Origin of the sequence: Winogradskyella pulchriflava (assembly GCF_042434315.1) — a bacterium.
GTDB lineage: Bacteria > Bacteroidota > Bacteroidia > Flavobacteriales > Flavobacteriaceae > Winogradskyella > Winogradskyella pulchriflava.
The window spans coordinates 221,693-235,529 of sequence record NZ_JBHLTQ010000007.1; the positions used below are offsets into that span (position 1 = coordinate 221,693).

Genomic DNA, 13,837 nt, shown 5'->3' on the forward strand with positions numbered 1-13,837 from the left:
AAGCTTCTTCAATATCTTTATAGAAAACACAACGTATATGAAACTATCTAAAATTGCGCTTTTATTCTTTATTGTTATACTAGCATTAAATTGTAAAAACGAAAAATCTAATACTGAAGTAGTGACCTCGAAAAAAGAGGTGACAATAAATATGTCCAAAACGAATGTGGATGTAAAGCCCATTTCGCATGGTACTTTAGTTCTAGAAATTGAAGACCAGACTATCTACATTGATCCTACAGGTGGACAAGACGCATTCAAAGATCAGAAAAAACCGACCTTAGTATTAATTACAGATATTCATGGTGACCATTTAAGCATTGAGACTTTAGAGGCTTTAGACATAAATGAAGTGACTCTTATTGCACCTGCTGCTGTAGCAGAAAAATTACCAAATGACATTTGTGAAACCATCGTAACCCTTAACAATGGAGATTCATATGATTTTGAGGGTGTGAAAATTGAAGCCATTCCAATGTACAATTTAAGAGAAGAAGCATTAAAATTTCACCCTAAAGAAAGAGGCAATGGCTATGTAATTACCATTAATGAAGAACGCATATACATTTCTGGTGATACTGAGGACATTCCTGAAATGCGTAACTTAAAAAATATTGACAAAGCTTTTGTATGCATGAATTTACCATACACAATGACGGTAGAAAGCGCCGCAAGTGCCGTGTTAGATTTTAAACCTAAAAAAGTATATCCTTATCATTACAGAGGTACCGAAGGGTTAAGTGATGTAGAAAAATTTAAGTCGTTGGTTAATGAAGGAAATACGTCTATTGAAGTATTGCTATTGGATTGGTATTAATTTTATTAATATGTTAAAATTTTGACTGTTAATAAGTTTTAAAAACGCTTATTTTGCCGAAAAACAGTGCTGTTTGTCGGACTTTAACAACTTTTAATCGATGAAATTTAACATAAAATGTTGTAAATAATTTAAAATTAAGTGATTATCATTTAGTTTTTTTCTATATTAGCACCATAGAACCCAATTCTAAACCGTAAAAAAAATGTCTATCAACCTGCTCTCTAAGGCTTTAGTAGTGACTACCACTCAACTTACTATGATTTTAATAGCCGTAGCTTCTATATTTCTTGTTTTTATAATCATTGCCATTATAAAAATGTACAAATTAAAATCAGAGAATAAAAAACTAATGCAAACTAATGCTTTTAGAGATTATGAAGAATCTGGTGATGAACTTGCTAGCGGACACTTGTATGGTGACAATTAAAATAAACAATAGATATACAATAAAAAAGCCAGCAAAATTGCTGGCTTTTTCGTTATAATGGTATTTATATTACCTAACTAACTTTTTATACTTAATTCGTTTTGGCATTAAATCACCACCAAGACGTTTCTTCTTATTTTCTTCATAATCGCTAAAACTTCCTTCAAAGAAATAAACTTGAGAATCGCCTTCAAAAGCTAAGATGTGTGTACAAATTCTATCCAAAAACCATCTGTCGTGACTAATAACCACAGCACAACCTGCAAAGTTTTCCAAGCCTTCTTCTAACGCTCTTAATGTATTAACATCAAGGTCGTTAGTTGGTTCATCTAAAAGTAATACATTACCTTCTTCTTTTAGTGTCATTGCTAAATGCAAACGGTTACGCTCACCACCAGACAGCAATTTTACTTTCTTATTTTGTTCACTTCCTGAGAAATTAAATCGACTTAAATAAGCTCTAGAATTTACTTGTCGTCCTCCCATCATTACCAACTCTTGCTCATCACTAAAGTTTTGCCATATCGATTTTTCTGGATCTATATTAGCGTGTTTTTGATCCACATAAGCAATCTTAGCAGTTTCACCAACCTTAAATTCACCTTTATCAGGAGTTTCTTCTCCCATAATCATTCTAAAAATTGTGGTTTTACCAGCACCATTTGGTCCAATAACTCCAACAATTCCAGCTTGTGGTAGATTAAAGTTTAAGTCATCATACAATAACTTGTCGTCATAGCCTTTAGCCACACCAATAGCTTCAATAACATTGGTTCCTAGACGTGGTCCATTTGGTATGTAAATTTCAAGCTTTTCATCAAGTTGCTTTTGATCTTGACTCATTAATTTATCATAATTCTTCAAACGTGCTTTTTGCTTAGTTTGGCGACCTTTTGCTCCTTGACGAACCCACTCTAACTCTCGCTCTAATGTTTTTTGGCGCTTAGAGGCCGTCTTACTTTCTTGAGCTAAACGTTTAGATTTTTGGTCTAACCAAGATGAATAATTCCCTTTCCAAGGAATGCCTTCACCTCTATCGAGCTCTAAAATCCAACCTGCAACGTTATCTAAGAAATATCTATCGTGCGTTACAGCTATAACTGTTCCTTTGTATTGTGCTAAATGATGTTCTAACCAGTGTACAGATTCAGCATCTAAGTGGTTGGTAGGCTCATCTAATAATAAAACGTCTGGTTCTTGTAATAACAAACGACACAATGCTACACGACGACGCTCACCACCAGAAAGCACACCAATTTTTTTATCACCTTCAGGAGTACGCAAGGCGTCCATGGCAATTTCTAGTTTGGTATCTAGTTCCCAAGCATTAGCAGCATCAATTTGGTCTTGTAATTCTGCTTGACGATTCATAAGCTTCTCCATTTTATCTGGATTGCTATATACCTCCTCTAAACCAAACTGGTCGTTGATACTGTTGTATTCGTCAAGTATAGCAACGGTTTCAGCAGCGCCTTCACGCACCACCTCCATAACCGTTTTATTATCGTCTAATTTTGGTTCTTGCTCTAAGTAACCAACAGTATAGCCTGGCTGAAACACAACATCTCCTTGGTAATTATTATCAACTCCTGCTATAATTTTCAACAAGGTTGATTTACCAGTTCCATTAAGACCTAAAATCCCAATTTTAGCTCCGTAAAAGAAACTTAGATATATATTTTTTAATACTGGAGTATTTGCGCCTTGAAAAGTCTTTGTAAGACCTGACATCGCAAAAATTACTTTTTTATCGTCACTCATATGTTTGGTAATTAGTTGTTAGTTGTTGTAGATAGTTGGTAGATTGTAGTCATTTAGAAACGAATCTATTATCTATATTTTATCTGTTATGTTATAAGCTGAATTCTTAGCTTTTCTAAACTCTACCTTTTAGTGCATTAAACACCCACGCATTTGCAAAAAAACCAATACCAACAGCTGCAAATCCCCAACCAGCTACATCGTCATATCGGAATGCACCAAGTGCTATTAATCCTAATCCTACAATTATCATAATAGTGGTAGCCCATGCTAATACTGTATTTTTATTCATCGCCATAATCTAATTCAATTTAGTTTTGTTAGTTAGTTGAAACACAAATATCGCTATTTTAAATAAAAAAAGCATCACAAATTGCGATGCTTCTACTATAAATTATTTTAAAAATATTATAAACTAATCATAGGTACTTCAATAAATAACAGCTCGCTCTCTGGTTTAGACATGATGCTGAAATTTTCAGTTTCAGAAATTCCAATAGCGTCTCTAGTCTCTAAAGTTTTATCTTCAACATTAACCTCTCCAGAAATCACCATCATATAAACTCCGTGATTTTCACTTTTTAGTTTATAATTATAAGTTTCGTTTTCGGATAAATCAATACGTGATAGTCTTGCATCTTGATGAATTTTTAAACTGTTTTCATCTTTATCATCAAAAGATGTAACTAACGTTTGAAGCTTTCCTTTTCTGTCTTCAGCTTTGAAAGTTTTCTGATCATATCGAGGCGCAACACCTTGCTTTTCTGGTATAATCCAAATTTGAAACAGGCTTAAATATTCATCTACAGACCCATTAATTTCTGAATGCTGTACTCCTGTTCCTGCTGACATCACCTGAACTTCGCCAGGAACAACAGGTTGCCATTCGTCATTCATATTATCGCGATGCTTTAAAACACCTTTTAATGGAATGGTAATAATCTCCATATTATCGTGTGGATGCGTACCAAATCCCATTTTTGGAGCAATGATATCATCATTTAATACTCGTAGTGCACCAAAATGAACTTTTTCTGGTTGGTACCAACTTGCAAAACTAAACGAATGATTTGCCTGTAACCAACCATGGTTAGCAAAACCTCTACTATCAGCTTTGTGCATTATTGTTTTCATTTTAATTTCCTTTCTATTTATTATTAATTATAAATGCATTAGCGCATTTTATCTAGCAGATTGCTTAATTGCTCTGCTTCTTCTTCATTTAAATTTTTAAGCAATTCATTATTTAAATTGTTAGGAATTGATTCTAACAGTTCATTTCCTGCAGATGTAATTGTGATTTCTACAACACGTCTGTCATTTTCTGAAGGCAAACGTTCAATTAGTTTTTTAGCACAAAGCTTATCCATTAATCGCGTTGCATTTGGCGAACGTTCTAACATTCTATCTTTTATTGTCTGTACTTTTAAAGGCTCATCGGCACCTCTCAGAATTCTTAAAATATTGTATTGCTGTGGAGAAATCCCAAAGTCTTTAAAAAATTCATTTTGACAACTCGTAATCCAATTGGCTGTATAAATAATATTAAGTAATGCTTTTACTCTATTATTTGGAAACGTAGAATTGATATCTTTTGCTAAATCGCCCATATTAAAATCTTACATCATTATACTCACTTCGTTTCTTAAAAACTGCATTTGCAAATGGGCAAAGCGGCATAATTTTAAGGTTGTTTTTTCTCGCATAATCTACTGCAGTTTCTACCAATTTGTAACCAACTCCTTGTCCTTTTAAAGATTCATCAACTTCTGTATGGTCTATAATGATTTTATTAGCACCTGCATGAGTGTACGTCATGTGAGCCTTTTCAACACCATCTACCAAATAATAGAAACGTCCTTTGCTTTCTGCCTTTTCGTGATTTATGTTCATGACTATAAACTTTGTTTAAATTGTTTCACTTGCTCTATCAACGCTTCATTAAGCGCTTCATTAGTTATTTTACCATCAGAAAAGTTGTTATTAAATGATGGCAAAGAAAATTTACCAACAATATTAGCATTATGTCTAGGAAAACGATCTAAGGCCATACCCAAAACAGATGCACCACCTCGTGCTCCAGGAGATGTTGCCATTAACAACATTGGCTTAGACAAAAATGTTTTTTGTTCTACTCTAGAAGCCCAATCAAATATATTCTTAAAAGCTGCTGAATAAGCTCCATTATGTTCCGCTAAAGAAACCACAATACCATCAGCACTTTTTAATTTAGAAATAAAATCTAAGGCTTGCTCTGGAAAACCAGAAGCTTTCTCCCTATCAGAACTATAAATCGGCATTTCAAAATCATTTAAATCTAGAACCGTTACCTCTACACCATCGACCAATGATGCAGCATAGGTTGCTAGTTGTTTATTTATCGATGTACTACTATTACTTCCTGCAAATGCTATAATTGTTTTCATATACTCTTGTTTTTTGGTATAACAAAGCTACGAAATAAATATTTATTTTCCTAGGAATATATTACCGAGGAAATATATTTAACTTAAATTAACAAAAAAAGTGTCCGAAGACACTTTTATAAAACTTGAAATATAGGTTTATTATAATTTGACGACCTTTCTACTCACACTTCCTGAATTGCTTTCAAAAACAAAGTGTAAGACTCCATACCATTCACTATTTAAAGTAAAGTTTAACACTCTCTGTCCGCTATTAATGTCTTTACTAAATAATCTTTGACCTAAATCATTATAAATAGTTACCGAAAAAGGCTCTTCGATGTTTTTTAAATTAAAAGATACTTCATTAAGTGTTGGATTAGGATAAGGTGAAGAAATACTATTTAAGGCCAATTCATCTACAGATAATGTATTTACTTTTGTGGTCCAATATCCAGCTGGTGCTACCAAAGGTCTGGTTAGTTGCTTTCCAGATACTGCTTCTGCCTCAATGTAATAATCGATATCTGTTACGCTAGCAGCAGGTGGAAGATTAACTGTCCAGTCATCTCCACTTACATGACTCATTGTAGCTTCATTAAACGTAGTTGTACCTTCTTCCCTCCAAAATACTTTAGCTGTGCTAATTCCAGATACATGTTTAATCATAGCATCTATAGTCACAGTTGAGCCCATAGAGACATTGTCCACAGGCTGATGAACTATCCACAAAGGATCAGCAACACCAATGGTATGAGTGATACAGTGTATAGCACCACTTAAAGAAATTAAATTCTCACCAGAATTATCTACATCAATGCCTACCACATTATATCCAGGCATTAATTCTTGATACTTAGCTAAAGCTGGTCCATCTACTTCTGGTCTATAAACTGGTACTATAATCGATTTATTTAAAATCAATGAGTTACTATATGTACGGTAATAACCACCTGAGTCTGGATAAAGCCCAGAAGTACTTGGTGGTGCGTCAACCCACTCTACTTTATAAGGAGTACCGAAAGGAGATTGAAAATTGTTTAATACATATTGAATATTAGCTTCGATTTGAGGACCATCTGCGACACCATCAGGATATTTGCTAACCAGTAATGTTTCTTCATCCAGTAGCTTCATATGCATATCTATATGATGAATACCATCATAGGGCAATATTGGCATTTTTATGTAATTATTAATTCCCATATAGTTCTGCATAATATTGTCTATTTCAGTTTCAGATTTTGCTGTTACACCATATGGGTTGCCAGGTTCATTTTCCTCGAGAATAAGCTCGGATGCAAAAGCATTTCCAAGACCATCAGACATGAAGTTTCCTCCTGTATTGACTAAATCATTAGTACCAGAAATTGTTTCATAAATCGGAATACTCAACATACTGGCATGCGATACTGGCATAGCATCATCATAAGGTCTTGGTCGGTTGTAAATCCAATCAACTAAGGCACGCTCACCGACATCATTAGAATAAATTGTATTCCCTGCATAATCTCTCATCCAAATCGTATTTGATTGAACATTTAAAAAGGAAACATTTGTAAGATCTACACCATTAGAGCTTAAGTAACTAGACACACTTGCCTGATTTTGGGTTGCAATAATGACTTTACACTCAGACACACCTACTTCAACAATCTGGCGTAAAATATTTTGATAGTTTGAGGTCCAACGTATTACTAAGTATTCCACTTCTTCCCATTCTGCTGCTGTTCTTACAGAACCAGTAGGAGCTTGAGTAACGAGAGCACTTTTAAATTGATAGTTAGATACAATAGACTTTTCAGTCTCTGTAAGCCCTTTAGGAAGAAGTGTTTCTTCCTGAGCAAATGTTTGGCTAAACATGGATAAGATGAATGCAACTAGAACTAGTCGCTGTTTAATAGGTATCATAATTGGTTAAGTTTATTTAATTGGGGTTGGTTATGAGCAGGAATATCTTTTACAAATAGAGCACTGCATTTATGTTTATTACGTCAATAATTTTAAATTTTGTAACAATTAACAGTACAAGTATATGAAACCCGTCGTTTAAATGCAAATTTTATCGACAAAATGCATTTTATAGTTAAATGGTATAGATGTCCATAGTTTAATTTTATTACAATTATTAGTATCACCTTAGATTTTTGCAGAACTAGAGTTAGATTTTAAATGATAATGTTTTGTAAATTCGTACCAAACAAACTATGCTCAATGGATATTAATTTTAATAAAAACGAAGATCACAATAAACTACTCCTTTCTGACCTAAAAAAACGTTTAGCGAAAGTTAAACTTGGAGGTGGACAAAAAAGTATTGACAAACATCACAGTAAAGGAAAAATGACCGCTCGTGAGCGTATTAATTATCTTTTAGATCCAAAGGCCAAATCAATAGAAATTGGTGCTTTTGCAGGAGAAGATATGTACGAGCAGTATGGTGGTTGTCCTTCTGGTGGAGTGGTTATAAAAATAGGATATATTAAAGGAAAGCAATGTATTGTTGTTGCTAATGATGCTACTGTAAAAGCAGGAGCTTGGTTTCCAATAACTGGAAAAAAGAATTTAAGAGCCCAAGAAATTGCTATAGAAAACCGTTTACCAATTATCTATTTAGTAGATAGTGCTGGTGTGTTTTTACCTATGCAAGATGAAATATTCCCTGATAAAGAGCACTTTGGTCGCATCTTTAGAAATAATGCCGTTATGAGCAGCATGGGAATTACCCAAATTGCTGCAGTAATGGGAAGTTGTGTTGCAGGTGGAGCCTACTTACCTATTATGAGCGATGAGGCTTTAATCGTTGACAAAACCGGAAGTATTTTCTTAGCAGGAAGTTATTTAGTAAAAGCTGCTATTGGTGAAACTATTGATAACGAAACATTAGGAGGTGCTACAACACATTGTGAAATTTCTGGTGTTACAGATTATAAAGCCAAGGACGACAAAGATGCTTTGGATAAAATTAAGAATATAGTCGATAAAATTGGTGATTTTGATAAAGCCGGTTATAATAGAGTTAAAGCTGCAAAACCAAAAGAAAATCCGGAAGATATTTATGGAATACTTCCAAAAAGCAGAGCTGACCAATACGATATGAAAGAAATCATTAAGCGTTTGGTTGATAATTCTGAATTTGAAGAATATAAAGAAGGCTACGGAAAAACTATCATCACAGCCTATGCACGTATTGATGGATGGGCTGTCGGCATTGTTGCCAATCAACGTCAGCTAGTAAAAACTAAAAAAGGCGAAATGCAGTTTGGTGGGGTTATATATAATGACTCTGCAGATAAAGCCACACGATTTATTGCCAATTGTAATCAGAAAAAAATTCCATTGGTTTTTCTACAAGACGTTACTGGTTTTATGGTTGGTAGCAAGTCTGAACATTCAGGAATTATAAAGGATGGTGCAAAAATGGTAAATGCCGTTAGTAATTCTGTCGTACCAAAATTCACGATTGTTATAGGTAATAGTTATGGAGCAGGAAATTATGCTATGTGCGGTAAAGCTTATGACCCAAGGTTAATTGCTGCTTGGCCAAGTGCAGAGTTAGCTGTGATGAGTGGAAATTCTGCTGCCAAAGTATTGTTGCAGATTGAAACCGCTTCGCTTAAAAAGAAAGGTGAAACTATTACTAAAGAAAAAGAAGAAGAATTATTTAACAAAATAAAAGACAGATACGATAACCAAGTGTCTCCTTATTATGCGGCTTCACGTATTTGGACCGATGGTGTTATTGACCCGCTAGATACAAGAACTTGGATAAGTATGGGCATTGAAGCTGCTAATCATGCGCCAATTGAAAAGCCTTTTAATATGGGAGTTTTACAAGTTTGATGCACGTACCTGATCAAAAAAAACAGCCTTTATACGTTATAGTATTATTAATATTAGCGGCAGAGGCTGTATTTATTTTACCGTTTGTATTACAACGTATTTTTAGATCCACTTTTTTAGAATCCTTCTCTATTACTGACACTGAAATTGGAAGTTGTTTTGCAGCTTATGGTATTATTGCATTAGTTTCCTATTTTTTTGGTGGACCATTAGCTGATAAATTTAAACCCCATATTTTAATGTCAGTTGCACTTATTTTAACAGCTGTCGGCGGATTCTATTTAGCAACATATCCTAACCTATATTATCTACATATACTTTATGGCTTTTGGGGTTTTACCACTATTTTCCTTTTTTGGGCAGCTATGATAAAAGCCACCAGGATTTGGGGAGGAGTTCACAAACAAGGCATCGCATTTGGATTTCTAGATGGTGGTCGTGGTTTGGTGGCTGCACTTTTTGGTTCTGTTGGTGTCATAATATTTTCATTATTTATTACCAAAGAGGTTGAATTAACCTCAATAATAGAACGTCGTTTAGCATTTAAAGAAGTGATAACTTATACCTCAATTGCCGTAATGTGTATAGGCTTTATTGTCTTTTTCTTTTTAAAATTTACAGAAACAGAATCCATAGAATCTGATAAACCTTCTAAACTATTGACCATAGAGAATTTTAAAATAGTGATGAAATATAGAGCGGTTTGGTTACTTATGATTATTATTCTATGTGCATATTACGGCTATAAAATGACTGATCTTTTTAGTAAATATGCCGAACAAGTAATGGGCTATAACAAAATTGAAGCTGCCAAAGTTGGAACATCCCTATTGTATGTTCGGCCTATTATTGGTGTTGTTATTGGTTTGCTCGCTGATAGAACAAAAGCTTCATTATGGATTGTAATTGGATTTTTGCTAATGACAACAACCAGTCTCATATTCTATCTTGGAATTATTAACAACTCTACAACCCTTCTATTTGTCTTATCTATTGGAACCATGGCCTTAGGTGTCTACTCTGCTAGAGTTTTATATTTCGCGACGCTTGAAGAAGCTAAAATACCAATAACTGTCACAGGAACTGCAGTTGGTTTTATTTCAGTTGTGGGTTATACACCAGATATTTTTGCAGGACTTATAATGGGTTATTTTTTAGATGCTAATAAAGGTGCTGTTGGATTGCAACATGCTTTTGGTGTAATGAGTTTATTTACATTGGCTGGATTGGTTGCTTCTTTCATGCTTTATAAATATTCGAAAAAAAACGCATAAAAAAAGAGCGCCAATGCGCTCTTATCTTTATAATATAAAAATGCTATTAATGCGTCAAACCTTCACGCTTAGCTTTTTTTTCTTCTCTAATTTCTTTTAAACGCTCTATTGAAGACCCAAAAATCCAGTAAGGAATTACAAATGTTAAAAGGAATATCATTAACCAAAACCCTATAGTTAAAATGGTTAAAAATGCTAAAAATCCTAAATACTGATCAAATTCGAACATAATTGCGTTTCATTTTTTGTTGCTGGCACAAAGATATAACCAATTAATAAGTTTTACAATAGCCAAAACAACATTTATTAACACGAAATAAACATTATGCGTTTCGTGTTAGTTTATAATTGTAGGTTCTTTACGTGGTAATCCACTAAACCTTCTATTGGTCGTCTTACGAAATTTCCAACTTTAAAGCCAAACTCTTCTGCTACTTGCTTAATTTCTTCTTGACCAAAAAACGCAATAGAACCTGCAAAATGCACAGGAATTCCAGTTTTTAATTCCTCTTTAAATTGCATAATCATATTTTCAGCAAACAAACGAATACCTTTTGTAATAATATTACTAATATATTCTGAATCCTTATTTATAAACATAAATTCAGCATGGTCTGCTAAATATGCACTTGGATTAGTTTGTTTATATAGATTATACTTAATAAAGTCTGCTTCTAAATTATGTTTATGAGCAAATGCCACACTAATAGTATCTGGCATTTTTTTAAAATAATAATCTCTTATTAATTGTTTGCCAAAATAATTACCACTTGCATCATCCATTAATATAAATCCAAGACTATCTACACGTTGATGCAAATCTTTACCATCGTAGTAACTACAATTAGATCCTGTCCCTAAAATACATACCACAGCAGCTTCATCATTAGAATTAATACATGCTCTGACTGCTGCATAAGTATCTTCCCTTACTTCCACTACAGCACTTGTAAAAAAAGATTCAAGTATCATCTTTAATAATAGCCTAGGTTTTTCTGTACCACAACCTGCTCCGTAAAAGTAAACATGTGTAACCTCACTGGCTATAGCCATTAGTTCTTTACTTTTTCGAATCGTTTTGTTAAGTTTTTTTTCTGCAACAATAGCAGGGTTTAAACCTTTAGTTCTTATTTTATCAACAACTTGTTTGCCATTTTCATCTATTGCAATCCAATCGCATTTTGTTGAACCTCCATCTGTAATTAGAATCATGATGATGCTTTTATAAAAAAATTCCGTAGTCTATGAGAATACATAATCCTACGGAATTTTAAGAATTATACTATGTATTAAAGGTTATTTACCTTTTGAGCTAAATCTACAAGTTTGTTAGAATAGCCAAACTCATTATCGTACCAAGATACAAGTTTAAAGAATGTAGAATTCAATTCTATTGCAGAATCTGCATCAAATACACTTGTTCTTTCTTCACTAACAAAATCCTGAGATACTACAGCATCTTCTGTGTAACCCATTACACCATTCATAGAGCCTTCAGCTGCCTTTTTAACTGCTGCTTTAATTTCGGCTAATGATGTTTCTTTTTTAGTTTTCACTGTTAAATCCACTACAGATACATCAACAGTTGGCACTCTAAATGCCATACCTGTTAACTTACCATCTAATTCAGGAATTACTTTTCCTACTGCTTTTGCAGCACCTGTAGATGTTGGTATAATGTTGTTAATTGCAGAACGACCTAGTCTGTAATTTTTACGAGATGGTGCATCTACAGTAAACTGTGTAGAAGTTGCTGCGTGAATCGTTGTCATTAACGCTTCCTCAATACCAAAGTTATCTTCAATTACTTTAGCTAAAGGAGCTAAACAGTTTGTTGTACAAGATGCGTTTGATACAATAGTATTACTAGCTGTTAATTTATCATCATTAACACCCATTACAAACATTGGTGCATCCTTACTTGGTGCAGAAATTACTACTTTCTTTGCGCCACCATCGATATGATATTGTGCTGTTTCTAAAGTTGTAAAAATCCCTGTACATTCAGCAACGACATCTGCTCCTGCTTCATCCCACTTTAAATTCTTTGGATCTCTTTCTGCTGTAACTCTAATTGTTTTTCCGTCAACAACTAAGTTTCCGTCTTTAACTTCGATTGTACCATCAAATCTTCCGTGTACAGAATCGTATTTTAAAAGATAAGCCAAGTGCTCTACATCTAATAAATCGTTTATAGCTACTACGTCAACGTCATTACGTTTTACAGTTGCTCTAAACACTATTCTTCCTATTCTTCCAAATCCGTTGATTCCTAATTTTAAATCTGCCATATGTACTATTAATTAATTTCTTATTTTATTAAGTTGTCATTATATCTGAAACTCTTAGGAGTTCCATGTTAATTTTTGATTTTCCTTTTACTGCTTGGTCAAATGGTGTTAAATCCATAACATCATTCTTTAAACCAACCATATAATTGCTTTTTCCTTCTAATAAGCTTTCAACAGCTTTAACTCCCATTCTACTTGCCAAAACTCTATCAAAACATGAAGGTGAACCTCCACGTTGCATGTGACCTAATACAGATACACGTACTTCGTACTCAGACATGTTTTCTTCTACATAATCTTTAAGTTCAAAAACGCTTTTGCCTATTTTATCACCTTCTGCAACAACTACTATACTTGAAGATTTACCAGATTGCTTACTTCGTCTTAAAGAATCCAACAACCTGTCTAGACCTAAATCTTCTTCAGGAATAAGAATTTCTTCAGCACCTGCACCAACTCCAGCATTTAAGGCAATATGTCCAACATCACGACCCATAACTTCAATAAAGAACAGTCTATTATGAGAACTAGCGGTATCTCTAATTTTATCAATTACTTCTACTACGGTGTTTAATGCAGTATCGTAGCCTAAAGTGTGCGTTGTACCATAAATATCATTATCTATGGTTCCTGGGATTCCCATAACAGGAAAACCAAACTCTTGATTAAAAACCATTGCACCAGTAAAACTACCATCACCACCAATTACAACAAAAGCATCGATACCAGCTTTTTTAAGTTGATTATGTGCTTTTATTCTACCTTCTTTAGTTCTAAACTCTTGAGAACGTGCAGATTTTAAGATTGTACCTCCTTTATTTATAATGCCTTTTACACTACGTGCATCCATTGAGATAAAATCTCCATCAATCATCCCTTCATAACCTCTATAAATTCCAATACACTCTATGTTGTGAAAAGCACAAGCTCTAACTACAGATCTGATCGCTGCATTCATTCCTGGAGAGTCTCCTCCAGAAGTTAAAACAGCCATTTTTTTAATTGAATGAAGCATT

The 13,837-nt window shown here is 33.8% G+C and carries 15 protein-coding genes; 4 read left to right on the forward strand and 11 right to left on the reverse strand.

The window, feature by feature from the left end; all coding sequences use genetic code 11:
• Window positions 1-37: 37 nt before the first annotated feature.
• Window positions 38-817 carry an MBL fold metallo-hydrolase gene (locus tag ACFFGA_RS14505; RefSeq protein WP_386065060.1) on the forward strand — a complete coding sequence of 260 codons (780 nt, stop codon included), beginning with the start codon at window positions 38-40 and terminating at the stop codon, window positions 815-817.
• 205 nt (window positions 818-1,022) lie between these two features.
• Window positions 1,023-1,247 carry a hypothetical protein gene (locus tag ACFFGA_RS14510; RefSeq protein WP_386065062.1) on the forward strand — a complete coding sequence of 75 codons (225 nt, stop codon included), beginning with the start codon at window positions 1,023-1,025 and terminating at the stop codon, window positions 1,245-1,247.
• A gap of 69 nt (window positions 1,248-1,316) precedes the next feature.
• Here ACFFGA_RS14510 and ettA read toward each other — a convergent pair whose 3' ends face one another.
• The 7 genes from ettA to ACFFGA_RS14545 all read right to left on the reverse strand — a co-directional run bounded on the left by ettA (window position 1,317) and on the right by ACFFGA_RS14545 (window position 7,324).
• A complete protein-coding gene (ettA, locus tag ACFFGA_RS14515; protein WP_386065064.1) occupies window positions 1,317-3,008 on the reverse strand; it encodes an energy-dependent translational throttle protein EttA in 1,692 nt (563 codons plus the stop codon).
• Window positions 3,009-3,123: 115 nt separating this feature from the next.
• Complete coding sequence (locus ACFFGA_RS14520; RefSeq protein ID WP_386065066.1) at window positions 3,124-3,306, reverse strand: CAL67264 family membrane protein; 183 nt, start codon at window positions 3,304-3,306, stop codon at window positions 3,124-3,126.
• Between the two features lie 110 nt (window positions 3,307-3,416).
• Entirely contained in the window at window positions 3,417-4,142 is a 726-nt protein-coding gene (locus ACFFGA_RS14525) for a pirin family protein (RefSeq protein WP_386065068.1), read from the reverse strand.
• Between the two features lie 38 nt (window positions 4,143-4,180).
• Window positions 4,181-4,618, reverse strand: coding sequence for a MarR family winged helix-turn-helix transcriptional regulator (locus ACFFGA_RS14530; protein WP_386065070.1), 438 nt, complete (start codon window positions 4,616-4,618; stop codon window positions 4,181-4,183).
• A gap of 1 nt (window position 4,619) precedes the next feature.
• Window positions 4,620-4,901 carry a GNAT family N-acetyltransferase gene (locus tag ACFFGA_RS14535; protein ID WP_386065072.1) on the reverse strand — a complete coding sequence of 94 codons (282 nt, stop codon included), beginning with the start codon at window positions 4,899-4,901 and terminating at the stop codon, window positions 4,620-4,622.
• Between the two features lie 2 nt (window positions 4,902-4,903).
• Window positions 4,904-5,434: an NADPH-dependent FMN reductase gene (locus ACFFGA_RS14540; protein ID WP_386065074.1), complete on the reverse strand. Its 531-nt coding sequence runs from the start codon at window positions 5,432-5,434 to the stop codon at window positions 4,904-4,906.
• Between the two features lie 141 nt (window positions 5,435-5,575).
• On the reverse strand, window positions 5,576-7,324 hold the full coding sequence (locus ACFFGA_RS14545; protein WP_386065076.1) for an agmatine deiminase family protein: 1,749 nt from the start codon (window positions 7,322-7,324) through the stop codon (window positions 5,576-5,578).
• A 303-nt stretch (window positions 7,325-7,627) separates the two neighbouring features.
• Between ACFFGA_RS14545 and ACFFGA_RS14550 the strand changes: the two genes are divergently transcribed.
• A complete protein-coding gene (locus tag ACFFGA_RS14550) occupies window positions 7,628-9,256 on the forward strand; it encodes an acyl-CoA carboxylase subunit beta (protein ID WP_386065082.1) in 1,629 nt (542 codons plus the stop codon).
• On the forward strand, window positions 9,256-10,530 hold the full coding sequence (locus ACFFGA_RS14555) for an MFS transporter (protein WP_386065084.1): 1,275 nt from the start codon (window positions 9,256-9,258) through the stop codon (window positions 10,528-10,530). The genes ACFFGA_RS14550 and ACFFGA_RS14555 overlap by 1 nt, the downstream gene beginning before the upstream one ends.
• A gap of 46 nt (window positions 10,531-10,576) precedes the next feature.
• Here ACFFGA_RS14555 and ACFFGA_RS14560 read toward each other — a convergent pair whose 3' ends face one another.
• The 4 genes from ACFFGA_RS14560 to pfkA all read right to left on the reverse strand — a co-directional run bounded on the left by ACFFGA_RS14560 (window position 10,577) and on the right by pfkA (window position 13,836).
• A complete protein-coding gene (locus tag ACFFGA_RS14560) occupies window positions 10,577-10,759 on the reverse strand; it encodes a hypothetical protein (RefSeq protein WP_386065086.1) in 183 nt (60 codons plus the stop codon).
• 113 nt (window positions 10,760-10,872) lie between these two features.
• Window positions 10,873-11,742 (reverse strand): N-acetylglucosamine kinase, encoded by an 870-nt coding sequence (locus ACFFGA_RS14565; protein WP_386065088.1) that lies wholly within the window; start codon window positions 11,740-11,742, stop codon window positions 10,873-10,875.
• A gap of 77 nt (window positions 11,743-11,819) precedes the next feature.
• On the reverse strand, window positions 11,820-12,821 hold the full coding sequence (gene gap, locus ACFFGA_RS14570) for a type I glyceraldehyde-3-phosphate dehydrogenase (RefSeq protein ID WP_386065090.1): 1,002 nt from the start codon (window positions 12,819-12,821) through the stop codon (window positions 11,820-11,822).
• Between the two features lie 28 nt (window positions 12,822-12,849).
• Window positions 12,850-13,836: a 6-phosphofructokinase gene (gene pfkA, locus ACFFGA_RS14575; protein ID WP_386065093.1), complete on the reverse strand. Its 987-nt coding sequence runs from the start codon at window positions 13,834-13,836 to the stop codon at window positions 12,850-12,852.
• Window position 13,837 lies beyond the last annotated feature (1 nt).

What these genes read in the sequence shown, in the direction of transcription:
- ACFFGA_RS14505 (WP_386065060.1), top strand. Translation starts at nt 38, where the DNA reads ATGAAACTATCTAAAATTGCGCTTTTATTCTTTATTGTTATACTAGCA.
- ACFFGA_RS14510 (WP_386065062.1), top strand. Translation starts at nt 1,023, where the DNA reads ATGTCTATCAACCTGCTCTCTAAGGCTTTAGTAGTGACTACCACTCAA.
- ettA (WP_386065064.1), bottom strand. Translation starts at nt 3,008, where the DNA reads ATGAGTGACGATAAAAAAGTAATTTTTGCGATGTCAGGTCTTACAAAG.
- ACFFGA_RS14520 (WP_386065066.1), bottom strand. Translation starts at nt 3,306, where the DNA reads ATGGCGATGAATAAAAATACAGTATTAGCATGGGCTACCACTATTATG.
- ACFFGA_RS14525 (WP_386065068.1), bottom strand. Translation starts at nt 4,142, where the DNA reads ATGAAAACAATAATGCACAAAGCTGATAGTAGAGGTTTTGCTAACCAT.
- ACFFGA_RS14530 (WP_386065070.1), bottom strand. Translation starts at nt 4,618, where the DNA reads ATGGGCGATTTAGCAAAAGATATCAATTCTACGTTTCCAAATAATAGA.
- ACFFGA_RS14535 (WP_386065072.1), bottom strand. Translation starts at nt 4,901, where the DNA reads ATGAACATAAATCACGAAAAGGCAGAAAGCAAAGGACGTTTCTATTAT.
- ACFFGA_RS14540 (WP_386065074.1), bottom strand. Translation starts at nt 5,434, where the DNA reads ATGAAAACAATTATAGCATTTGCAGGAAGTAATAGTAGTACATCGATA.
- ACFFGA_RS14545 (WP_386065076.1), bottom strand. Translation starts at nt 7,324, where the DNA reads ATGATACCTATTAAACAGCGACTAGTTCTAGTTGCATTCATCTTATCC.
- ACFFGA_RS14550 (WP_386065082.1), top strand. Translation starts at nt 7,628, where the DNA reads ATGGATATTAATTTTAATAAAAACGAAGATCACAATAAACTACTCCTT.
- ACFFGA_RS14555 (WP_386065084.1), top strand. Translation starts at nt 9,256, where the DNA reads ATGCACGTACCTGATCAAAAAAAACAGCCTTTATACGTTATAGTATTA.
- ACFFGA_RS14560 (WP_386065086.1), bottom strand. Translation starts at nt 10,759, where the DNA reads ATGTTCGAATTTGATCAGTATTTAGGATTTTTAGCATTTTTAACCATT.
- ACFFGA_RS14565 (WP_386065088.1), bottom strand. Translation starts at nt 11,742, where the DNA reads ATGATTCTAATTACAGATGGAGGTTCAACAAAATGCGATTGGATTGCA.
- gap (WP_386065090.1), bottom strand. Translation starts at nt 12,821, where the DNA reads ATGGCAGATTTAAAATTAGGAATCAACGGATTTGGAAGAATAGGAAGA.
- pfkA (WP_386065093.1), bottom strand. Translation starts at nt 13,836, where the DNA reads ATGCTTCATTCAATTAAAAAAATGGCTGTTTTAACTTCTGGAGGAGAC.